The sequence below is a fragment of the Variovorax sp. S12S4 genome, from assembly GCF_023195515.1.
Lineage (GTDB): Bacteria > Pseudomonadota > Gammaproteobacteria > Burkholderiales > Burkholderiaceae_C > Variovorax.
In genome coordinates, this window is sequence record NZ_JALPKR020000002.1 from 5,850,694 (window position 1) to 5,873,489 (window position 22,796).

Annotated in this window: 19 protein-coding genes and 1 pseudogene; 18 read left to right on the forward strand and 2 right to left on the reverse strand. The window is 66.8% G+C overall.

Annotated features, from left to right (window positions below):
• The first annotated feature begins 251 nt into the window (after nt 1-251).
• Complete coding sequence (locus M0765_RS28600) at nt 252-1,517, forward strand: MFS transporter (RefSeq protein WP_258508001.1); 1,266 nt, start codon at nt 252-254, stop codon at nt 1,515-1,517.
• Between the two features lie 17 nt (nt 1,518-1,534).
• Here M0765_RS28600 and M0765_RS28605 read toward each other — a convergent pair whose 3' ends face one another.
• Complete coding sequence (locus M0765_RS28605; protein WP_258508002.1) at nt 1,535-3,235, reverse strand: bifunctional protein-serine/threonine kinase/phosphatase; 1,701 nt, start codon at nt 3,233-3,235, stop codon at nt 1,535-1,537.
• A gap of 84 nt (nt 3,236-3,319) precedes the next feature.
• On the opposite strand from M0765_RS28605, the gene nirB reads away from it, so the two are divergent.
• From nirB to M0765_RS28685, 16 genes and pseudogenes are all read left to right on the forward strand, one after another.
• Nucleotides 3,320-5,752: a nitrite reductase large subunit NirB gene (gene nirB / locus M0765_RS28610; protein ID WP_258508004.1), complete on the forward strand. Its 2,433-nt coding sequence runs from the start codon at nt 3,320-3,322 to the stop codon at nt 5,750-5,752.
• A gap of 14 nt (nt 5,753-5,766) precedes the next feature.
• The gene (locus tag M0765_RS28615) at nt 5,767-6,546 is read left to right on the forward strand and encodes a type IV pili methyl-accepting chemotaxis transducer N-terminal domain-containing protein (RefSeq protein WP_258508005.1); all 780 of its coding nucleotides are present in this window, start codon (nt 5,767-5,769) and stop codon (nt 6,544-6,546) included.
• A gap of 10 nt (nt 6,547-6,556) precedes the next feature.
• Nucleotides 6,557-6,982, forward strand: a complete 426-nt coding sequence (gene nirD, locus M0765_RS28620; protein ID WP_258508007.1) for a nitrite reductase small subunit NirD — start codon at nt 6,557-6,559, stop codon at nt 6,980-6,982.
• Nucleotides 6,983-7,116: 134 nt separating this feature from the next.
• Complete coding sequence (locus M0765_RS28625; RefSeq protein ID WP_258508009.1) at nt 7,117-9,912, forward strand: nitrate reductase; 2,796 nt, start codon at nt 7,117-7,119, stop codon at nt 9,910-9,912.
• Nucleotides 9,913-9,979: 67 nt separating this feature from the next.
• Nucleotides 9,980-10,885: a DNA-binding protein YbiB gene (ybiB, locus tag M0765_RS28630; RefSeq protein ID WP_258508010.1), complete on the forward strand. Its 906-nt coding sequence runs from the start codon at nt 9,980-9,982 to the stop codon at nt 10,883-10,885.
• Nucleotides 10,882-11,694: a uroporphyrinogen-III C-methyltransferase gene (cobA, locus tag M0765_RS28635; protein WP_258508011.1), complete on the forward strand. Its 813-nt coding sequence runs from the start codon at nt 10,882-10,884 to the stop codon at nt 11,692-11,694. The genes ybiB and cobA overlap by 4 nt, the downstream gene beginning before the upstream one ends.
• A gap of 175 nt (nt 11,695-11,869) precedes the next feature.
• A pseudogene (locus tag M0765_RS28640) lies at nt 11,870-12,893 on the forward strand (ABC transporter ATP-binding protein).
• A 53-nt stretch (nt 12,894-12,946) separates the two neighbouring features.
• Nucleotides 12,947-14,215, forward strand: a complete 1,269-nt coding sequence (locus tag M0765_RS28645; RefSeq protein WP_258508013.1) for an ABC transporter substrate-binding protein — start codon at nt 12,947-12,949, stop codon at nt 14,213-14,215.
• A gap of 4 nt (nt 14,216-14,219) precedes the next feature.
• Entirely contained in the window at nt 14,220-15,137 is a 918-nt protein-coding gene (locus M0765_RS28650) for an ABC transporter permease (protein ID WP_258508015.1), read from the forward strand.
• Between the two features lie 323 nt (nt 15,138-15,460).
• Entirely contained in the window at nt 15,461-16,351 is an 891-nt protein-coding gene (locus tag M0765_RS28655) for an ABC transporter permease (protein ID WP_258508017.1), read from the forward strand.
• Nucleotides 16,352-16,460: 109 nt separating this feature from the next.
• Nucleotides 16,461-17,591, forward strand: a complete 1,131-nt coding sequence (locus M0765_RS28660; protein ID WP_258508018.1) for a sterol desaturase family protein — start codon at nt 16,461-16,463, stop codon at nt 17,589-17,591.
• Entirely contained in the window at nt 17,588-18,367 is a 780-nt protein-coding gene (locus M0765_RS28665) for a YaeF family permuted papain-like enzyme (RefSeq protein ID WP_258508026.1), read from the forward strand. Before M0765_RS28660 ends, M0765_RS28665 begins: the two co-directional genes overlap by 4 nt.
• 16 nt (nt 18,368-18,383) lie before the next feature.
• Nucleotides 18,384-19,616 (forward strand): NAD(P)/FAD-dependent oxidoreductase, encoded by a 1,233-nt coding sequence (locus M0765_RS28670; protein WP_258508027.1) that lies wholly within the window; start codon nt 18,384-18,386, stop codon nt 19,614-19,616.
• A gap of 109 nt (nt 19,617-19,725) precedes the next feature.
• Nucleotides 19,726-19,938, forward strand: a complete 213-nt coding sequence (gene rpsU / locus M0765_RS28675; RefSeq protein ID WP_007833691.1) for a 30S ribosomal protein S21 — start codon at nt 19,726-19,728, stop codon at nt 19,936-19,938.
• A gap of 123 nt (nt 19,939-20,061) precedes the next feature.
• Complete coding sequence (locus tag M0765_RS28680; RefSeq protein WP_258508035.1) at nt 20,062-20,511, forward strand: GatB/YqeY domain-containing protein; 450 nt, start codon at nt 20,062-20,064, stop codon at nt 20,509-20,511.
• On the forward strand, nt 20,511-20,978 hold the full coding sequence (locus tag M0765_RS28685) for an NUDIX domain-containing protein (RefSeq protein WP_258508040.1): 468 nt from the start codon (nt 20,511-20,513) through the stop codon (nt 20,976-20,978). Before M0765_RS28680 ends, M0765_RS28685 begins: the two co-directional genes overlap by 1 nt.
• A 35-nt stretch (nt 20,979-21,013) precedes the next feature.
• On the opposite strand, the gene M0765_RS28690 is transcribed toward M0765_RS28685, so the two are convergent.
• A complete protein-coding gene (locus M0765_RS28690) occupies nt 21,014-21,769 on the reverse strand; it encodes a sulfite exporter TauE/SafE family protein (protein ID WP_258508042.1) in 756 nt (251 codons plus the stop codon).
• Nucleotides 21,770-21,871: 102 nt separating this feature from the next.
• Here M0765_RS28690 and M0765_RS28695 point away from each other — a divergent pair, with 102 nt between their 5' ends.
• Entirely contained in the window at nt 21,872-22,777 is a 906-nt protein-coding gene (locus tag M0765_RS28695) for a LysR family transcriptional regulator (RefSeq protein ID WP_258508043.1), read from the forward strand.
• Nucleotides 22,778-22,796 lie beyond the last annotated feature (19 nt).

The window sequence follows — 22,796 nt, forward strand, 5'->3', positions numbered from 1 at the left end:
GCGGTTGGGGGCACGGCAAGCATAGGCCACGCCCGCGCATTTGCGCAGGCACGTCTCTTGCATCGACACGGGTGCGGTGTAACGAAGCACCGCTTTGGTGAGGCTGCAGGCTCCTGCATCCATCCTGGCTGCGCAATGGCCGGGAAGCACCCCCACGCCGACAGCGTTCGCTGCCGGCATTCCGCCCCAACCCCGTCTGTCGACTCGGCCCTCCAAAGGCTGCGCCGCGGCATTTCGCACGATTGAACGCCATGTCCAGTTTCAGGACCTTCTTGCACTCAGGCCACGGCCCGACGCTGTTCGCGGCCTTTCTGTACTTCTCGTTCTCCTGCTGCATCTGGGTGCTCAACGGCGCCATGGCGCCGTTCATCGGCGAAACCTTCGATCTTTCGCCTGCGCAAAAGGGGCTGATGCTGTCGGTGCCCATCATCGCGGGTGCGCTCATGCGCTTTCCGCTCGGCATCCTCTCGCAATACATCGGCCGCAAGAACGCCACGCTGGTCGAGATGGGCCTGATCGCGGTGGCGATGCTGTTCGGCTTCTTCTTCGTGAAGAGCTTCAACGACCTGCTGGCCATGGGCGTGCTGCTGGGCATTGCGGGCGCCAGTTTCGGCGTGGCGCTGTCGCTGGGTTCGGGCTGGTTCCCGCCGCAGCACAAGGGCCTGGCCATGGGCCTGGTGGGCGCCGGCAACGTGGGCACGGCGGTGTCGGTGCTGGTGGCGCCGCCGCTCGCGCAATGGCTCGGCTGGCAGGCGGTGTATGCCGTGGCGGCCGCCGCCATTCTGGTGCCGATGGTCGTGATGGTGCTGTTCGCCAAGGAGCCGCCCGATGTCGACAGCCACGCGAGCTTCCGCGAGCACATCGCCTGCCTGTTCGAAAAAGACGGCTGGGTGTTCAGCCTGATCTACGGCGTGACCTTCGGCGGCTTCATCGGCCTCATCACCTTCCTGCCCTCTTACTACTACGACCAGTTCGGCGTGAGCAAGGTGCAGGCGGGGCAACTCACCATGCTGGCGGCCTTCATGGGCGCGGCGGTGCGCATCGTCGGCGGCTGGATCTCCGACCGCTGGGGCGGCGTGAACACGCTGACCGTAGTGCTGCTTGTCGTGGCCGTCGGTCTCGTGCTGGTGGGCATCTCGTCGGCATCGCTTGCGCTCACCACGCTGCTCCTGATCTTGTGCTTTGCCGCCCTGGGCGCGGGCAACGGCGCGCTGTTCCAGCTGGTGCCGCTGCGCTGGCCCACCAGCACCGCCGTGGCCGGTTCGATGATCGGCGAAATCGGCGCGCTGGGCGGCGGCCTGGTGCCCAACGCCATGGGCCTGTCGAAGCAATACCTCGGCAGCTACGTCTGGGGCTTCGTGTTCTTCGGCGTGCTGTCGCTCGTCATGCTGGGCGTGATGCGCGTGATGCAGATCCGCTGGACCCGCACCTGGGCCGAAAAAGGCGGCCGTGCGCGCACCACGCCCTCACCGGCTCCGGCCAAGTACACCGCTCCACCGAAGGCAACGCGGCCATGACCCTTTTCCGTTCGCCGTCAGCGTGGCAGAAAAAGCAGCCACACCACGAGCAGTGCGTTGAACAGCAGCGACACGGCGAGCGCGATCTTGTAGAGCGCGGCCGGGTCGCGGCGGATCAGCGGCGTGGCGGGCGGCGCACCCACCGGGCGGGACGCGCCCCGCTCCAGGGCGAGCAGCATTTCCTCGGCGGTCTCGAAGCGTTCGCGCGGATCGCGTGCAACGGCCTTGCGCACCAGATGGTCGAGCCACACGGGCACGTCGGGCCGCAGGCGCGAGAGCGCGGCCGGGTCGCGCCGGTAGCGCGCCACCTGGTAGGGCTCGATCTCTCCGTAGGGCAAGTGTCCGCCAAGCCATTGGTACAGCGTGACGCCGAGCGCGAACAGGTCGCTGCCCGTGTCGGCGGGGGCGCCCTCCCATTGCTCGGGATTGATATAACTGGGCGTGCCCGCATGCAGCTCGCGCTGGGCCGCGCCTTCGCGGCCCGACAGCGCCACGCCCAGGTCGAGAATGCGCCAGCGGCCGTCGTCGCCCAGGTGCAGGTTGCCGGGCTTGATGTCGCGGTGCACCACGCCGTGGCGATGCAGCCGGCCCAGCGCCTTGGTCACTTCGATGGCCGCGGTGACCACCTCGGCCACCGCGCCGCGCGCGCCGGACTTTCGCATCTGCTCCAGCGTGCGTCCGCCATGCCAGTCGAACACGATGTAGAGCGCGCTGGCGTTCTCGGCGCGCTCGTGCACCCGCACGAATCCACCGCTTCCCACGCGCTGGCCCAGCCAGGCTTCGTGCGCAAGCATCGCGCGCTCCTGCGGATCGCTGGCGCGCGAGGGGTGCAGCGTCTTGAGCGCCACCAGTTCGCGCGTGGCGGCGTTGCGCGCCTGGTAGAGCAGGTGCACGCCGGTATCGGCCACCAAGGCGGTGACCACGTAGCCGTCGAGCACGTCGCCCACCTTCAGCAAGGGCGGCGGCGCCAGTCTGCGGCCGTCTCCGAGTTCGTCGTCCAGCTGCCGCGGATCGAGGCCGACGACGCGAATGACCAAGGCGGTCGCGTTGTCGCGCGTACCGGCCTCGAGAGCCGCGTTCACCAGCGCCTCGCTCGCCTGCTCGGCGCTGCCCTGCAAGGCGATAGCGGCCAGGCGCTGCGGCTTGAGCACGCCGTGCACGCCGTCGGACGTGAGCACGAAGCAGTCGCCCACGCGCACATCGCCCTGCGCGTAGTCGACGCGCACCTGGTCGTCCAGGCCGATGGCGCGCGTCAAGCGGCTGCGCATGTCGGGATGCTCGAAGGCATGGTCCTGCGTCAGCGGCATGGCCGGCTCGCCGTCGGCGCGCACGCGCCATGCGCGCGTGTCGCCCACATGCGCGAGCGTGTAGCTCTGGCCGTGCAGCACCAGCGCCGTGAGCGTGGTGAGCGCGGTCGCGCTGCCTTGGCGGCGCCGGTTGTGATCGGCAAGCCAGGCGTTCTGCGCCGCCACCAGGCGGTCGAGCGCGGCGGTCGGCTCCCAGGTGTCGGGCGTGGCGAAGTAGTCGGCCAGGAGGCCCATCACGGTGGTCTGCGCCGCTTCCAGGCCGCGTCCGCCGGTGGACACGCCGTCGGCAATGGCGGCAATGAGCCCGCGCGACTCGTCCCCCGGCGGTGCGTTGACGGCACCGGCAAAGTCTTCGTTCACTTCGCGCGGTCCGCGCTGGCTGCTGTAGCCGATGTCCACTTCAAAGCTCATGGCGCCATTCTCCATGTGCTTTCCACGCACTTTGCACGCGCACCGCGTGCTTCCTTTGCTTGAAACGTTGAAAGGCCCCACCCCATGAAGAAACTCAAGCTCGTGATGGTCGGCAACGGCATGGCCGGCGTGCGCACCCTGGAGGAGCTCCTGAAGCTCGCGCCGGACATGTACGACATCACCGTCTTCGGTGCCGAGCCGCACCCTAACTACAACCGCATCCTGCTGTCCCCCGTGCTCGCGGGCGAGCAGACCGTGGACGAGATCGTGCTCAACAGCTGGGAGTGGTACTCGGACAACCACATCACCCTGCACGCGGGCAAGAAAGTCGTCGAAGTCGACCGCGTCAAGCGCATCGTGCGCGCCGAGGATGGCACCGAGGCCCCCTACGACCGCCTCCTGATGTGCACCGGCTCCAACCCCTTCATGCTCCCGGTGCCCGGCAAGGACCTGAAGGGCGTGATCGCCTACCGCGACATCGCCGACACCGACTACATGATCGAGACCGCCCGCACCCACAAGAACGCGGTGGTCATCGGCGGGGGCCTCCTGGGCCTGGAGGCGGCCAACGGCCTCATGCTGCGCGGCATGAGCGTCACCGTGGTGCACGTCATGCCCTGGCTCATGGAGCGCCAGCTGGACGACGTGGCCGGCAAGCTGCTGCAGAAGTCTTTGGAAGACCGCGGCCTGAAGTTCCTCATCGGCGCCCAGACCCAGGAGCTCGTGGGCAATGACCAGGGCCGGGTGTCCGCCATCCGCTTCAAGGACGGCACCGAGGTCGCCGCCGACCTGGTCGTCATGGCTGTCGGCATCCGCCCCAACACCGAGCTGGCCGAGAAGATGCGCCTGCACTGCAACCGCGGCATCGTGGTCAACGACACCATGCAGACCGTGACCGATGCGCGCATCTACTCGGTGGGCGAATGCGCCGCCCACCGCGGCATCGCCTACGGGCTGGTCGCCCCCCTCTTCGAGCAGGCCAAGGTCGCGGCCAACCACCTGGCCCAGTTCGGCATCGGGCGCTACCTGGGCTCGCTCACCTCCACCAAGCTCAAGGTCACGGGCATCGACCTCTTCTCGGCCGGCGAGTTCATGGGCGGCGAAGGCACCGAGGAGATCGTCATGAGCGACCCCTTCGGCGGGGTCTACAAGAAGCTGGTGATCAAGGACGACAAGCTGGTGGGCGCGTGCCTGTACGGCGACACGGTGGACGGCAGCTGGTACTTCAAGCTCTTGCGCGACGGGCGCAGCGTGCACGACATCCGCGACAAGCTGATGTTCGGCGAATCGAACATCGGCGACACCGGCCACGAGGGCCACAACAAGGCCGCCAGCATGCCCGACGAGGCCGAGGTGTGCGGCTGCAACGGCGTGACCAAGGGCACCATCTGCAAGGCGATCAAGGAAAAGGGCCTGTTCACGCTGGACGAGGTCAAGAAGCACACCAAGGCCAGCGCCAGCTGCGGCTCGTGCACCGGCCTCGTGGAGCAGATCCTGATGTTCACCGCCGGCGGCGACTATTCGGCCACGCCCAAGAAGAAGGCGGTGTGCGGCTGCACCGATGCGAGCCACCAGGAGGTGCGCGACGCCATCAGGAAGGACCACCACCTGACGCACGACGCGGTGTACCGCCACCTGGGCTGGCGCACGCCCAACGGCTGCGCGACCTGCCGCCCGGCCGTGAACTACTACCTGATCAGCACCTGGCCCAAGGAGGCCAAGGACGATCCGCAGAGCCGCTTCATCAACGAGCGCAGCCACGCCAACATCCAGAAGGACGGCACCTATTCGGTGATTCCGCGGATGTGGGGCGGCCACACCACGCCGGACGAGCTGCGGCGCATCGCGGATGCGGCGGACAAGTACAAGATCCCCACCGTCAAGGTCACGGGCGGCCAGCGCATCGACCTGTTGGGGGTGAAGAAGGAAGACCTGGAGGGGGTGTGGAAGGACATCGGCATGCCGTCGGGCTTTGCCTATGCCAAGAGCCTGCGCACGGTGAAGACCTGCGTGGGCAGCGAGTGGTGCCGCTTCGGCACGCAGGATTCGACCCAGATGGGCAAGGACCTGGAGCGGGCGCTGTGGGCGATGTATTCGCCGCACAAGGTCAAGCTGGCGGTCTCGGGCTGCCCGCGCAACTGCGCGGAGGCCGGGATCAAGGACGTGGGGGTGATCGGGGTGGATTCGGGCTGGGAGCTCTATGTGGGGGGCAACGGCGGCATCAAGACGGAGGTGGCGCAGTTCCTGGTGAAGGTGAAGACGGCCGCCGAGGTGATGGAGTACTCGGGGGCGTTCCTGCAGCTGTACCGCGAGGAAGGCTGGTACCTGGAGCGCACGGTGCACTACATCGGGCGGGTGGGGCTGGACTATGTGAAGAAGAAGATCCTCGAAGACGAAGCCGGACGCAAGGCGCTGTGGGAGCGGCTGCAGTTCGCGCTGGACGGGGAGCCGGATCCTTGGTTCGAGTCGAGCCAGGCTTCTGTGGATGTGCGGCAGTTCACGCCGCTCACGGTGTAAGCGGGGGAAGCTTCTTGAAAAGACGACTCTTCATCGCTTCTTCCGCGCTTGCCGCAGTGGGCGCCCGCGCGCAGGTGGCCGACCTCAACGACGCCATCAACAAGGCGGGCCGCCAGCGCATGCTGTCGCAGCGCGCGAGCAAGGCTTATCTCGCGCTGGCGCAGAAAGTGGAAACGCGCAGCGCGCAACAAGTACTGGACAAATCGATTGCCCTGTTCGAAAGGCAGCTGACCGAGCTCAAGGCCTTCGCACCGAGCCCCGCCATTCGCGGCACCTACGACGCACTCGACGGCGCATGGAGCGAATTCAAGCGCGAGCTCACCGGCCCTTCGCTCGGCAAGGAAGAAGCCGCCCGGATCGTCAAGCTCGATGCCGCCGTGCTCGCGCTTGCAAACCAGGGCACCACGCAGTACGAAACCGCCTCGGGCAAGCCGGTGGGCCGGCTGGTGAATATCGCAGGCCGGCAGCGCATGCTGTCCCAGCGCATGGCCAAGTTCTACCTGGCGGGCGCGATGCAGATCGACGCCACCGGCAGCACGGCAGAAATTGCAAAGGCGCGCGGCGAATTCCTTGCCGCGCTCGAAACCCTGCGCAACGCGCCTGAAGCCACCGCGCAGATCCGCCAGGAACTGGTGCTCGCCGACGCGCAGTGGATGTTCTTCAACCGCGGCCTTCAGCGCCTCGAAGGCGCGGCAACCTCACCCGCCCTGATGTCCGACGTGTTCGTGGCCAGCGAGAACCTGCTGGCCATCATGGACCGCGTGACCGGCCTGTATTCCGACCTCAAAACCTAGAGACCCCACCATGAGCGAATGGAAAGCCATCTGCCGTATCGACGACATCCCCGTGCTGGGCGCCCGCCGCGTGGCTCGCCCCGTGGGTGTGGCCGTTGCCGTGTTCCGCAATTCAGAAGACCAGGTGTTCGCGCTGCTCGACCGTTGCCCCCACAAGGGCGGCCCATTGAGCCAGGGCATCGTGTTCGGTACCAGCGTGGCCTGCCCGCTGCACAACTGGGCCATCGGGCTGGACGACGGCTGTGCCAAGTCGCCCGACGAAGGATGCACGCCGAAGTTTGCCGTGAAGGTCGCCGAGGGCGTGGTGCACCTGGATGCGGAAGAACTCAAGACGCATGCGATCGACCTGGCACCGCCCCGCGCCGGCCCCGGCGCCGCAACGGCCGGCAAGCTGGGCGACGAGACCTTCGACGTGCAGGCGCCGCACGGCAGCTAGGCGCACAACCAAGGCACGACCCATGGAAGAAACTCGCTCCACCTGCCCCTATTGCGGCGTGGGCTGCGGACACGCCTTCGGCGGTCCGCTTCGCGGCGCATGTGGACGCCGCAACCTCCTTCTCTTATCCAACCATGGCTGAGACTCGCTCCACCTGCCCCTATTGCGGCGTGGGCTGCGGTGTGATCATCGAATCCGACGGCGCGCAGATCACCGGCGTGCGCGGGGACCCCGACCACCCGGCCAACTTCGGGCGCCTTTGCACCAAGGGCTCGACACTGCACCTCACGGCAACAGCCACGGTCACACGCCAGACGCGGCTGCTGCAGCCGATGCAGCGCGCCGCGCGCGGCGCCGAGCCGGCACCCGTGGCGTGGAACACCGCGCTCGACGGCGCAGTCGACAAGTTCGCGCAGGTCATTCGCGACCACGGGCCCGACGCCGTGGGCTTCTATGTCTCGGGCCAGTTGCTCACCGAGGACTACTACGTCTTCAACAAACTCGCCAAGGGTTTGATCGGCACCAACAACATCGACACCAACTCGCGCCTGTGCATGAGCAGCGCGGTGGCCGGCTACAAGCAGACGCTGGGCGCCGATGCGCCGCCCGCCTGCTATGACGACCTGAAGCATGCCGAGTGCCTTTTCATCGTGGGCAGCAACGCCGCTTGGGCGCACCCGATTCTTTTTCGCCGCATCGAGGACGCGAAGGCCGCCAACCCGGGCATGAAGATCATCGTGGCCGATCCGCGCCGCACCGACACGGTGGAAATTGCCGACCTGTTCCTGCCCATCCAGCCCGGCACCGATGTCATGCTGTTCAACGGCATGCTGCACCTGATGCTGTGGGAAGGCTGGACCGACAACCGCTATATCGCGGCCCACACCACGGGCTTCGATGCATTGAAGGCCACGGTGCGCGAATGCACGCCCGACAAGGTGGCGCAGATCTGCGGCATCTCGAAGGAAGACCTGCTTGCCGCGGCACGCATGTTCGCAACTTCGCCCGCCACGCTGAGCCTGTATTGCCAGGGCCTCAACCAGTCGTCCAGCGGCACCGCCAAGAATGCGGCGCTGATCAACTTGCACCTGGCCACCGGCCACATCGGCAAGCCCGGCGCCGGCCCGTTCTCGCTCACCGGCCAGCCCAACGCCATGGGCGGGCGCGAAGTGGGCGGCCTGGCCAACCTGCTGAGCGCGCACCGCGACCTGGCCAACCCCGCGCACCGCGCGGAAGTGGCGGCGCTGTGGAACCTGCCCTCCGTGCCCGAGAAGCCCGGCAAGACCGCGGTCGAGATGTTCCAGGCCGCCGCCGACGGAGAGATCCGCGCGCTGTGGATTGCCTGCACCAACCCCGCCCAATCGATGCCCGACCAGGCCACGGTGCGCCGCGCCCTCGAGCGCGCCGAATTCGTCGTGGTGCAAGAGGCTTTTTCGACCACATCGACCTGCGCCTTCGCCGACCTGCTGCTGCCCGCCACCACCTGGGGCGAGAAGGAAGGCACAGTGACCAACAGCGAGCGCCGCATCTCGCGCGTGCGCCCCGCGGTGGCTGCGCCCGGCGAGGCACGCCACGACTGGTCGATTGCCGTCGACTTTGCACGCCGCCTCGAACAGCGGCTCGGCCGGACGGCCACGCTGTTCCCCTACGGCTCGGCCGAACAGGTATGGAACGAGCATCGCGAATCCACCCGCGGGCGTGACCTCGACATCACCGGCCTGAGCTACACCATGCTCGAAACGGCCGGGCCCCAGCAATGGCCGCTGAAAGAAGGCGAGACCACCGGCCGCGCCCGGCTCTACGAAGACGGCGTTTTTCCCACGCCGGATGGCCGCGCACGCTTCGTCGATACCGTCTACAAACCCGTGGCCGAGGCGCGCGAGGCGCGCTATCCTTTCTCGCTCAACACGGGCCGCCTGCGCGACCAATGGCACGGCATGAGCCGCACCGGCACGGTCGGCCGCCTGTTCGGCCACGTGGCCGAGCCGGTGGTGCAGATGAACGCGCAGGACATGGCACGCCGCCTCCTGAAAGACGGCGACCTGGTGCACCTCACCTCCAAGCGCGGCTCCATCCTGCTGCCCGCGCGCGCCAGCGCCGAGATCGGCCTGAGCCAGGCTTTCGTCGCCATGCACTGGGGCGAGGAATACCTGAGCGGCTGCTCGTCGACCGGCACGCCGCTGGCCGGCATCAATGCGCTGACCACGCCGGCCTACTGCCCCACGTCGAAGCAGCCCGAGCTCAAGCACACGCCGGTCAAGATCCTCAAGGCCGAGTTGCCATGGTCGCTGCTCGCCATGGCCTGGCTGCCGCCCGATGCCGCCTTTGCCGCGCAGCAGGCGCTCAAGCCGCTGATGGCGATGTTTCCGTTTGCCACCTGCGTGCCGTTCTCGGGCAACACGCCGGGCGAAGAGCGCAGCGGCATCCTCTTTCGCGCGGCCGCGCACGACACGCCGGACGACAGCCTCGTCGACCGCATCGAAGGCGTGCTTGGCCTGGGTGCAAGCGATGCCCTGCGCTACGCCGACCGCCGACGCGGCCAGCGCCGCGTGGCCCGGCTGGTGCGCCGCGCCGACGGCAATGCAGGGCTCGAAGCCTTCCTGCTGGGCGGCGACACCAGCGCCGAGGCCTGGATCGGCACCTTGCTGCGCGAGGAAATTCCGGCCCAAACCTATGGCCGGCTCCTGCTGTCGCCGGGCGCCCGCGCGCCGGTGGCGGTGCAGTCCCGCGGGCAAACGGTGTGCACCTGCTTCAACGTGACCGACCTGGCCATCCAGGGTGAACTGGGCCGCTGCAGCGGCACGCCCGAGGAGCGGCTGGCCTCGCTGCAAGGCGCGCTCAAATGCGGCACCAACTGCGGCTCCTGCCTGCCCGAACTCAAGCGCATGGTGCGGGCAACGCCGGTGGAGGTTCTCGCGGAGGGTGCGTAGAGGGCGCATGGAGGGCATAAGCCGCCTTGCTTTCCGGCATAAGCATTGCGGGACAATCGGGGCACCCATGGGAATCAGCCAATACATCAAGGAAATCGGCCGCGGCGCACGAGGCGCCAAGCCGCTCACGCGCGAGCAGGCCACGGACCTGTTCGGCCAGGTGCTGGACGGCACCGTCACCGACCTGGAAATCGGCGGCTTCTGCCTGGCCATGCGCATCAAGGGCGAAACGCCTGAAGAGATGGCCGGTTTTCTCGATGCGACGCATGCGCGGCTCAACCACGTTCCGGCCGCCGACCGCCCGCTCATCGTGCTGCCGAGCTACAACGGCGCGCGCAAGCTGCCGGTGCTTACGCCGCTGCTCGCCCTGCTGCTCGCCCGCGAAGGCTTGCCGGTGCTGGTGCACGGCAGCGCCACCGAAACATCGCGCGTGCTGGCATCGAACGTGCTGGAGGCATTGGACATCCCCATGCTCACCGCCATCCGAAAAATCCCGTCCGGCGAGGTTGGCTTTGCACCGACCGAGCTGCTCAACCACGCGCTCAAGCGGCTGCTCGACGTGCGCCGCGCGGTGGGCCTGCGCAACCCTGGCCACAGCGTGGTCAAGCTGATGCAGCCGACCACCGGCCCCTGCGTGGTCGTGGCAAGCTACACCCATCCGGAATACGCGCGCACCATGGCAGAGACTTTCGAGCTCATGGGCATGACCGCCCTGCTCTCACGCGGGCTCGAAGGCGAAGTGGTCTCCGACCCGCGCCGCACCGCGCAGATCGACGGCTTTGTGCGCGGCCTGCGCAGCGAGCTGCAGGCCCAGGCTGCCGGCACGTCGAACGAGGTGCCGGGGCTGCCGAAAGAGATCGACGTCGCGACCACGGCCGACTACACGCGCCGCGTGTTGAATGGCGAGCTTCCTGTGCCGGAAGCCATTGCCACCCAGGTCAGGCACATCACGCAACTGGCAGCCCACGCATGAACGCACCCACATCTCCATTCACCGCCGGAAGCTGCACGCTGGTGGGCGCCGGCCCCGGCGACCCCGAGCTGCTGACCATCAAGGCCGTGAAGGCGATCCAGGCCGCCACCGTGCTGCTGGTGGACGACCTCGTGAGCGAGAGCATCCTGGCTTCGTATGCGCGGCCCGATGCGCGCATCGTGCACGTGGGCAAGCGCGGCGGCTGCAAGAGCACGCCGCAGGCGTTCATCGAGCGGCTCATGATCACCGCGGTGCGCGAAGGCGAAACCGTGGTGCGCCTCAAGGGTGGCGATCCGTTCATCTTTGGCCGCGGTGGCGAAGAGGTCGAGCACCTGCGCGAAGCCGGCATCGAATGCACGGTCATCAACGGCATCACCGCCGGCCTTGCCGCCGTCACCTCCCTGGGCGTGCCGCTCACGCACCGCGACCACGCACAGGGCGTGGTGTTCGTCACCGGCCACGCCAAGACCGGCGCCAGCGCCCATGAAGACGCCACCGACTGGCGTGCGCTGGCCGCCACCGCGCACAGCGCGCGGCTCACGCTGGTGATCTACATGGGCGTGGCGGGCGCGGGCCACATCGAACGCGAACTGCTGCAGGGACTGCCCGGCGACACGCCCGTTGCGGTCATCCAGCACGCGAGCCTGCCGCAGCAGCGCCACATCACGGCCACGCTCGACCGGCTGCAGGCCTGCATTGCCGAAGCCGGGCTGGCGAGCCCCGCGGTCATCGTGGTGGGCGATGTGTTGCGAGGGCTGGCTGCTGCGGCGCTGCCGGTGGGCTCGGACTCCGGCCGGTTCGGCACCTGACCTGACTGACGGAAAGAGAAAGCTCGGCAAGCCCGAGCCGTTCTCCAAGCAAAGCCTGCTGAGCCCGGCCTTTTGCATGGGCCCGCAGAGGGCGCGTTAGCACCCGGGTGGCATGGAGCGTGCTTAACGCCAGCATGCTCGTTTTTCGATCGTTTTCCGTGTGCGGCGCCGGCCAATGACTGTCGTCGCCACGCCTCCACCCGCCGCCGTTGAAATTGTTGCCCTGAGCAAGCGCTACGCCGCCGGCACACCGCCCGCGGTCGACCAGATCGACCTGCGCATTGCGAGCGGCAGCTACTGCTGCCTGCTGGGCCCGTCAGGTTGCGGCAAGAGCACCACGCTGCGGATGATCGCGGGGCATGAGTCCGTCACCAGCGGCGACATCCTGCTGGACAACCGCAACATCACCAACCTGCCCGCCGCCGCGCGGCACGGCGATGATGTTCCAGAGCTTTGCGCTGTTCCCGCACCTCTCGGCGGTGGACAACGTGGCGTTCAGCCTCAAGATGAAAGGCACAGGCAAGGCCGAGCGCCAGAAGCGTGCGCGCGACTTGCTCGAGCGCGTGGCGATGGGCCATCTGGCAGACCGCAAGCCCGGCGAACTCTCCGGCGGCCAGCAGCAGCGCGTGGCACTGGCGCGCGCGCTCATTACCGAGCCGCGCGTGCTGCTGCTCGACGAGCCGCTCTCGGCGCTCGACCCCTTCTTGCGCATCCAGATGCGCGCCGAGTTGCGTCGCTGGCAGAAGGAGCTGGGGCTGACTTTCGTTCATGTGACGCACTCGCAGGAAGAAGCGATGGCGCTGGCCGACACCATGGTGGTGATGAACCACGGCGTGATCGAACAGGTCGGCTCGCCCCACCAGATCTACAACCATCCCGCCAACGAATTCGTGGCGCGTTTCATGGGCGGCCACAACGTGTTCGACACGCCCGCCGGCCCGATTGCCGTGCGCAACGACCACATGCGGATCGCCCCGGCGTCCGGCGATGGAGGCATTGCCGCGGCCATCACCGACGTCGAGTACCAAGGCACCTACGTGCTGCTCGGGCTTGCACTCGAAGCCGCTGCGCCCGGGCGCCAGAACGTGTCGGTGCTGCTGGGCGAAGCCGCCTTTCTGGCAAGCCCCTATGCGCCGGGCGATGCGGTGCGCCTTGCATGGGCCGAGGCCGATGCGCGCGCACTCGCCGTGGCAGCGTAGTCCTCCCTTTCCGTTCCGTTCATCCGCCACCTTTTTTCCACGGAGACTCTTCCATGACCGACCCCATCGACTCGTCCGCCGGCCTCCAGCGCCGCACCCTGCTGCAAGGCACCGCCGGCATTCTGGCGACGGGCATCGCGCCCTTCGTGCATGCACAGGAAAAAATCGTGCTGCGCTACCTGGGCACGGCGGTGAACCAGGACAAGGCGATTGCCGAGAAGTTCAAGGCCGACACCGGCATCGAGATCCAGTACGTGGCCGTGACCACCGACGACGTGACCAAGCGCGCCGTGACCGCGCCCAACAGCTTCGACCTGATCGACACCGAGTTCTTCTCGCTCAAGAAGATCGTGCCCACCGGCAACCTGAAGGGCATCGATACGAAGAAGATCAAGAACGCGGACAAGATCACCACGCTCTTCACCAAGGGCGAAGTCGCCGGCAAGGCCGTGGGCGACCAGGGCACCGCGCCAAAGAAAGTGATCTACCTCGAAGGCGAAAAGTCGAAGAAGTTCGCCGCCGCGCCCACGCAATTCATGTCGCTCATTCCGACGGTCTACAACGCCGACACGCTGGGCATTCGCCCCGACCTGATCAAGCGGCCCATCGGCTCCTGGGCCGAGCTGCTGAACCCCGAGTTCAAGGGCAAGGCGGCCATCTTGAACATTCCGTCGATCGGCATCATGGATGCGGCGATGGTGGTGGAGGCCAAGGGCATCCACAAGTACAAGGACAAGGGCAACATGACCAAGGCCGAGATCGACCTGACGATCAAGACCTTGATCGAAGCCAAGAAGGCCGGCCAGTTCCGCGCGCTGTGGAAGGACTTCAACGAGTCGGTCAACCTGATGGCTTCGGGCGAGGTGGTGATCCAGTCGATGTGGTCGCCGGCCGTGACGGCCGTGCGCACCAAAGGCATTGCCTGCAACTTCCAGCCGCTCAAGGAAGGCTACCGCGCCTGGGCCGCCGGCTTCGGTCTGCCGGCCACGCTATCGGGCAAGAAGCTCGACGGCGCGTATGAATTCATCAACTGGTTCCTCGACGGCTGGGCCGGCGCGTACCTCAACCGCCAGGGCTACTACAGCGCGGTGCTCGACACCGCCAAGGCCAAGATGGAGGCCTATGAGTGGGCCTACTGGATGGAAGGCAAGGCCGCCACGCAAGACATCAAGGGCCCGAACGGCGACCTGCTGGCCAAGGCCGGTGCGGTGCGCGACGGCGGCAGCTATGAGCAGCGCATGGGCGGCATCGCATGCTGGAACGCGGTGATGGACGAGAACGAGTACATGGTTCGCAAGTGGAACGAGTTCGTCGCGGCCTGATCCTGTGAGCGCTCCAACCGCCAGCGCGCACGCGCCCAGCCCGTCCGTCCATGCCGTGAAGGCATGGTGGCAGGCGGCGCCGTTCGCGCTGGTTTTCTTGCTGTTCTTCTTGATTCCGCTGGCGCTCATCGCCATGGTGAGCCTGTGGAACTTCAACGAGTACGAGCTGATCCCGGCGGTAACTCTGCGCAACTACGCGAGTCTGTTCGAGGGCTGCTCGCAGCTCACCGACAACGGCGATTTGTGCGTCACGCTCAACACCTACCTGAGCACTTTCAAGTTCTGCCTGCTGGTGTGGGGCATCACGCTGCTCATCGGGTTTTCGGTCGCGTACTTTCTCGCTTTCCACGTGCGCTCGTCGACCATGCAGACGGTGCTCTTCGTGCTGTGCACGGTGCCGTTCTGGACCTCGAACGTGATCCGTATGATTTCGTGGGTTCCTCTCTTGGGCCGCAACGGGCTGGTCAACCAGATGTTGACCGGGCTTGGCCTGGTGGAGCAGCCGGTCGAGTGGCTGCTGTTCTCCGATTTTTCAGTGGTGCTCGCCTTCGTGCACCTCTACACGATGTTCATGATCGTGCCGATCTTCAACAGCATGATGCGCATCGACCGCTCGCTGCTCGAAGCAGCCAGCGACGCGGGCGCCTCGGGCTGGCAGACGCTGTGGAACGTGGTGGTGCCGCTGTCGCGCACCGGCATCCTGATCGGCTCGATCTTCGTGATCACCATCGTGATGGGCGACTTCGTGACCATCGGCGTCATGGGCGGCCAGCAGATCGCATCGATCGGCAAGATCATCCAGGTGCAGACCTCGTACCTGCAATTTCCGCTGGCTGCGGCCAACGCGATGATTCTGTTGGCGGTGGTGCTGATGATCATCTGGGGGCTCACCCGGCTTGTCGATATTCGCAAGGAGCTTTGAGATGAAGCCTTGCTTTGTCATCCTTCGCGTTGATGGTGCTGAACGCCGCTGTTCGGGGCGCGCACCCGCCGACGGGGTACCTTTCTCCGCGAATGTCCCCCGGCCTGCGGCCTCCTCCTTTATTTCGCTGCGCAAGGCACCCCATCGACGGGTGCGTTGCACAGAGCGGTGGTTGATCGGCGGTACACCAGCAGCGTGCCCAAGTGCACAGGGCATCGGGTGCTCCGCGCAGCGAAATAAAGGAGGAGGGGCGCAGCCCCCGGGGACATTCGCGGAGGGGAGTACCCGGTGACCTTTGCACACGCCCTGAAGGAAAAACACAAATGACCCAACGCATAGGAGAACAACGCAGCCCAGGCTTCTGGCCCCTCGCAATCGTGTTCGCCCTCTTCGTGCTGTTCCTCTACGGCCCGATGATCACGATCTTCATCCTGAGCTTCCAGGGCCCCGAAGGCGGCCTCACCTTTCCGCTGCGCGGCGTCTCGCTGCACTGGTTCTACAAACTGGCCGAGGGCCTGGGCACTGTCGATATCGGCGCCGCATTCAGGCGCTCGCTCGCGCTGGGTGCTGTGGTGATGGCGTTCACCGTGGTGCTCTCGGTGCTGGCCGGCCTCGCGTTCCGCAAGAAGCTCGCCGGCAGCAACGCCCTCTTCTTCGTGACGGTCGCGAGCCTCATCATGCCGTCCATCATCATTTCGCTCGGCATCGGCCTGCAGTTCCGGCTCATCGACACCGGCGTGAAGAGCCTGCTCGAGGCCATGGACGCCACCACCCTGCTCGAAGGCTACGGCACCGCGCTCGGCCTGTTCAGTTCAGCGCTCGGGGCCCATCTGACCTGGACCCTGCCCTTCGGCCTGCTCATCATGTTCGCGGTGTTCAACCGCTTCAACCCCGCCTACGAAGAAGCCGCGCGCGATCTGGGTGCCACGCCCTGGCAGACCTTCCGCCACGTGGTGCTTCCGCTGATCGGCCCTTCCATCGTCGGCATCGGCATGTTCGGCTTCACCCTGTCGTGGGACGAGATTGCCCGCACTTCTCAGGCCATCGGCGACGTCAACACGCTGCCGCTCGAGTTGCAGGGCCTCACCTCGACCGTGACCACGCCGTCGATCTATGCGCTGGGCACGGTGACCACCGTCGTGTCCCTGCTGGTGATGGCCGTGGCCCTGGGCGCGGCTGCGCTGCTGCGCCGGCGTGCCGTTCGGCCGCGGTAGCGCCGAAGACCGGCGCCGCGTCTAGACCTTTTGGCGGACGTGGGCGTTTTCCTACGGCCGCCTAAAATCGCGCTCCAACAAAAGCGCAAACAACGTGAGAGAGGCGGGAATGCTCGACATCGACAAACTCAACGAATTCACCCAGAACCATGGCGAGCTGCAGCGCGGCCGCGGCCTGGTCACCGGAACCATCGCCCTGAGCCTGGGCATCCTGTGTTTCCTGGGTGTGCTGGCGTTCCACTTTCCGCAGTACCTCACAACGCCGGAGTTGCGCCGCAGCTACAACGTCGACGTGATGCGTTTCATCCTGCTGGCGGCCATGGTCGTCTCGGGCGGGCTGGCGCTGGTCAACATCATCTTCAACCGCTCGCGCTGGCTCTCTTCGGCCGCATTCTTGCTGGTGGCCGCGGCCGCGCTGCTCGGCGGGCACAAGGTGCCGGTGAACGACTTTGCCGACAACACGCCGTACATCGGCCTCGACTGGTTCATTCTCGACCTGCTGGGCTCCTCGCTGATCTTCATCTTCATCGAGAAGCTGTTCGCGCTGCGCAAGGACCAGCCGGTTTTTCGCGCCGAGTGGCAAACCGACTTCCACCACTTTGTGGTCAACCACATGATCGTGGGCTTCGTGCTGCTGGCCACGAACCTGATGGTGCACAAGTTCTTCGGCTGGGCGGCCAACGACGGCATTCGCGGCTGGGTGGGCAACCTGCCGTTCTGGGCCGGGCTGCTGCTGATCATCCTGGTGGCCGACCTGGTGCAGTACTGGACCCACCGCGCCTATCACGAGGTGCCGGTGCTCTGGCGCCTTCATGCGGTGCACCACAGCGTGAAAAGCATGGACTGGATGGCCGGCTCGCGCCAGCACATTCTCGAGCTGCTGATCACGCGCACGCTGGTGCTCGCGCCGATCTACGTGTTCGGCTTTTCGAAGGAAGTGATCGACGCGTACATCGTGGTGGTGGGGTTCCAGGCGGTGTTCAACCACTGCAACGTGAGCGTTCGGCTCGGCCCGCTGCGCTACATCATCGTGACGCCCAACTTCCACCACTGGCACCACAGCCAGGACGTCGAGGCGCTCGACAAGAACTATTCGGCGCACTACGCCTTTCTTGACTACATCTTCGGCACCGCGGTGAAGAGCACCAAGCTCTGGCCCGAAAAATACGGCGTGCTCGGCGACTACGTGCCCAACGGCTTCTTCAAGCAACTGAAGTTCCCGTTCGTCTGGAAAGGATGATGCGTACCGCCCTTCTCATGGCGGCGGCCACCGCCGCGCTGCTGCTTACGGCGTGCGCCACGCGAGTGGACCTGCCCTCCAAGGACACCGGGTTGCGCCTGCGCGTGCAAAGCTCGGTCATTGCGCCCGGCAACGGCGGCGAGCTCATCGCCGCCGATGCGCTGCAGCCCGGCGACATCCTGCTGACCTCGATCGCCACGGTCAATTCCTTCGGCATTCGCCTTGGCACCTTCTCGCCGGTGAGCCATGCGGTGCTGTACCTGGGCGACGGACTGATTGCCGAAGCCGTGGGCACCGGCGTGCGCGCACGGCGGGTGGCTGATGTGGTGGACGAAGAACAGATGGTCGTCGCCTTTCGCGTGCCCGGGCTCGATGCCGCGGGGGTCGAAAAGCTACGCGCCTGGGCCAACTCGCAGGTCGGCACCCGCTACAACACCACCGGCGTGCTGCTGAACGCGCCTTTCGTGCTGAACCGGCGCCTGTGCGAGCTGCCGCTGATACCTTCGGCCGTGAGCCACTATTGCATCAGCGGCATGGCCATGGTGCAGCTGGGCGCGAGCCGCGACGACCAGTTCTTCTGCTCGCAGTTCGTGCTCGAAGCCTACCGCCAGGCCGGCATGCCGATCACCGACGCCGACCCACGCTGGGTGAGCCCGGCCGACCTGCTGCACATGCGCGAGGGCGACGTGCCCTCGATTGCCGCGACGCAGCCGCTGCGCTACGTCGGGCACCTGAAGTACAACGCGCCGCCGCTTCTTGCGGCCGATGGCCCCTGATCTCCCTCGTACCGGTTTGAGCGCTCCTTTCCAGTTCGATGTCGTCGTGGTCGGCGCCGGTGCGGCCGGGCTGTTCTGCGCCGGGCTGGCGGGCCAGCGCGGGCTCAAGGTGCTGCTGGTCGACCACAGCGAGAAGGTCGGCGAGAAGATCCGCATCTCGGGCGGCGGCCGCGCCAACTTCACCAACCGCGATCTCGACGTGCGCGCCCCGCAGCGCCACTTCATCGGCGACAACCCGAATTTCTGCCGCTCGGCGCTCTCGCGCTATGCGCCGCAACAATTCATCGAGCTGGTGCAAAAGCACGGCATCGCCTTTCACGAGAAGCACAGGGGGCAACTGTTCTGCGACGGCTCTTCGCAGCAAATCGTCGACATGCTGCTGGCCGAGTGCGAGGCAGGCAATGTCACGCGCTGGCAGCCTTGCAAGCTTGGGAAGATCGCGTTCTCGCCGGCTGAAAACGGCTCGGCGGGGCCAGGCAGCTACCAAATCGATAGCAGCAAGGGCCCCATCGAAACGCCCAAGCTGGTGGTCGCCACCGGCGGCCTGTCGATTCCGCAGATCGGCGCCAGCGATTTCGGCTATCGCCTGGCCGAGCAGTTCGGCCTGCGCGTGATTGCGCCCCGCCCCGCCCTGGTGCCGCTGACCTTCGGCGGCGAAGCCTGGGCGCCGTATGCCGAACTGGCCGGGCTGGCGCTGCCGGTGCGCATCGAGACCGGTGCCAAGAAAGAAAAGATGGCCTTCCTCGAAGACCTGCTGTTCACGCACCGCGGCCTCTCAGGCCCGGCCGTGCTGCAGATTTCGAGCTACTGGAAGCCCGGAACCCCGCTGACGCTCGACTTTGCACCGGGCGTGAACGTGGCCGAAGCCCTGGGCGAAGCCAAGCTCCGCTCGAAGAAGCGCATTGCCAACGAACTGGCGGCGCTGGTGCCGTCCCGGCTGGCAGACGCCTGGGTGGGGCAAGACCCCGCCCTGCAGCGCCCGGTCAACGAGGCCGCTGACAAGGCGCTGGCGGCCCTGGCCGAGCGCATTGCCCGCTGGCAGATCACCCCCAGCGGCACCGAGGGCTACAAGAAGGCCGAAGTCACCGCGGGCGGGGTCGACACCCGCGATTTGTCGTCCCAAACGATGGAATCCAAGCAGCCGGGCCTTTATTTCATCGGCGAAGTGGTCGATGTGACCGGATGGTTGGGCGGATACAACTTTCAATGGGCCTGGGCGAGCGCACATGCGTGCGCAACCGCGCTATAATCGCGGGCTAACTTTGGCCTTCCCTCAACGGCCGCAAAAATTTTCAGTTGAGGAACCCCGGCTTGGGGCCTCGATCTCCCCGAGCCAAATTCAGTTCAACGATTCATCAATGACCACCATCCGCGTTAAAGAAAACGAGCCTTTCGACGTCGCCCTGCGCCGCTTCAAGCGCACCATCGAAAAGCTCGGCCTGCTGACCGACCTGCGTGCCCGCGAGTTCTACGAAAAGCCGACCGCCGAGCGCAAGCGCAAGAAGGCAGCCGCCGTCAAGCGCCACTACAAGCGCGTGCGCAGCATGCAGCTCCCCAAGAAGCTGTACTGATGCCCGTTGGCAACAGGGTCGCCGGCCTTTGACGCAAGTCGGCCCAGCGACCCGATTGCTGCCTCAGCCGCGCCAGGGAAACCTGCCGCGGCTTTTGTTTTTTCCGAACCAGGAGCCCCGAGCATGAGCCTCAAGGAACAGATCACCGAAGACATGAAGACCGCGATGCGCGCCAAGGACTCGGAGCGCCTTGGCACCATCCGCCTGCTGATGGCCGCCCTGAAGCAGAAGGAAGTCGACGAGCGCGTGGAGCTCGACGACGCCATGATCGTTGCCATCGTCGACAAGATGGTCAAGCAGCGCAAGGACTCGATCGCCGCCTTCACCACCGGCGGCCGCACCGACCTGGCCGACAAGGAATCCGCCGAGATCAAGGTGCTCGAGGTGTACCTGCCGCAGCGCATGAGCGCCGACGAAGTGGCCACCGAGGTGAAAGCCATCGTGGCCGAACTGGGTGCCAAGGGCCCGGGCGACATGGGCAAGGTGATGGGCGCGGTCAAGACCCGCCTCGCCGGCAAGGCCGACATGGGCCAGGTGAGCGCGGCGGTCAAGGCCGCCCTCGCAGGCGCCTGATGAGCGACGGCGGCTGCGCCACCACCGTCCTGAAAGCCTGCGCCTGCCTCGTCGATGCACGGGGCCGGCTGCTGGTGTTCCGCCATCCCGGCGACGGGAACATGCAGTTGCCCAAGGGCACCATCGAGCCCGGCGAATCACCCGAGGTGGCGGTGCGCCGCGAACTGCTCGAGGAATCGGGCATCGACCACGTCGGCGAGCTGCAATCGCTCGGCACGCTGCACCGCGACTGCGAGGCCGGCACCGAGGGCAACACACTGCGCCATCCGCAGCTGTGGCACCTGTTCCTGATGCGCGCCGAAGCGCCTCTGCCCGAAAGCTTCGACCACGTGGCCATGGGCAGTCCGGAAGAAGACGGCCTGGTGTTCTCGTTCAGCTGGCTGGCGCAGGGCGACGACGTCGAGAACTTCACCCTGCCCTACCGGCAAGCCATCGAGCGCGTTCGCGAAGCCTTGCTCGCAGCCTGAGGCTCCACTGCCGGCGGCGCCGGGCGGTAAGAGCCTCACCCCAGCGCGCGCACCACCATATAGAACCCCAGCAGCGCCAGCCCGGCCAGGAAGCAGCGCCGGAACACCGCCACGGGCAACCGCTTGCGCAGCCACGTGCCCAGCGCCATGCCGCCGATGGCCGGCAGCAACATCGCGATGGAGCCGCCGAGCGCCGACACCGGATACTCCCCGTTGCCCGCCAGCCCGATGGCGAGCACCACGGTCGACGTGGTGAATGAAATGCCCATCGCCTGAATCAGCGCATCGCGCTGGAATCCCAAAGCCTGCATATAAGGCACGGCCGGCATTGCGAACACGCCGGTCACCGCGGTGACCAGGCCTGTTGCCGCGCCCACGACAGGGCCGAGCCAGCGCTCACGCCCCGGCGGCACATGCAGTTGCCGGCCCGTGAGCCCCCACAGCGCATAGGCCACCAGCGCCACCCCGAGCGCCACCGACGCCCATGCGCCCCCGGGCACGCCAAGCCACAACGCGCCGCCAAGAGTGCCCGCCACGATGCCGGCCTGCATGCCGCCGATGCGGCGCAGCACCGGCTTGAAAGTCGCGCGCGGCCCGGTCTGCCAAATATTGGTAACCAGCGACGGCACGATCAGCAAGGCGGCTGCCTGGGCCGGTGGCATCCAGAGCGCGAGCAGCGCCATCGCCACCGTCGGCAGGCCGAGCCCAATCACCCCCTTGACCGTGCCGGCCAGCAGAAACACAGCGGCGGCGGCAAGCCAGTGACCGGCCAGTTGGTTCGATATTTCCATCGATGCCCAGTCTGCCGGCGAGGCCCGCGCCTGCAAATGCGGCTTTGGCGCAGCCGGCCTCAGGCACAGACTGAGGCTCCCGTGCTACCTTGCGGGCTCACCATGCGATTCGACCTCACAGACCTTCGGCTGTTTCTTCACGTTGTGGAGGCCGGCAGCCTCACCGCCGGCGCACAGCGTTCGCACATGACGCTCGCTTCGGCGAGCCAACGCGTGCGCGGCATGGAAGACGCGCTCGGCAGCCCGCTGCTCACACGGCACGCGCAGGGCGTGCGCCCCACCGAGGCGGGCCGCACGCTGCTGCACCATGCCCGCGTCGTGCTGCAGCAGATGGAACGCATGCGCGGCGAGCTTGGCGAATACGGCCAGGGCCTCAAGGGCCACGTGCGATTCATGTGCGGCACCTCGGCGCTGAACGAACACCTGCCCGAAGTGCTGAGCCGCTTTCTCGCGCAGCACCCGCGCATCTCGGTCGACCTGGAAGAGCGGCCGAGCCCCGATTCTGTGGAGGCGCTGCGTGCGGGCCTGTGCGACATCGGCATCGTTTCGGACGCGGTCAGCACCGAGGGCCTCGAGTGCCACCCCTTCCGCCGCGACGACCTCGTGCTCGTGATGCCGCGCGGGCATGCGCTGGCCGGACGGCGCCGCGTGCACCTGGCCGAGGTGGCCGACAGCGAATTCGTCGGCCTGACCGAGGACAGCGCGCTGCAGCGGCTGGTCACGCAGCATGCCCGCGCTATGGGCAAGCAGCTGGCCTACCGCGTGCGCGTGCGCAACTTCGAAGCGGTGTGCGGCATGGTCGAGCACGGCATCGGCGTGGGCATCGTGCCGCAGACCGCGGCCGTGCGCTGCGCCCGCTCGATGAAGATCGCGCGCGCCGGGCTGAGCGACGCATGGGCCGAGCGCACGCTGATGGCCTGCGTGCGTTCGTCGGAAGACCTGCCGCTCAACGCGCGCCGCATGCTGGAGCATTTGCTGACGCCGCCGGAGAAGGTTGCGGCGAAGTAGCCGGGCCGCCACCGCATTG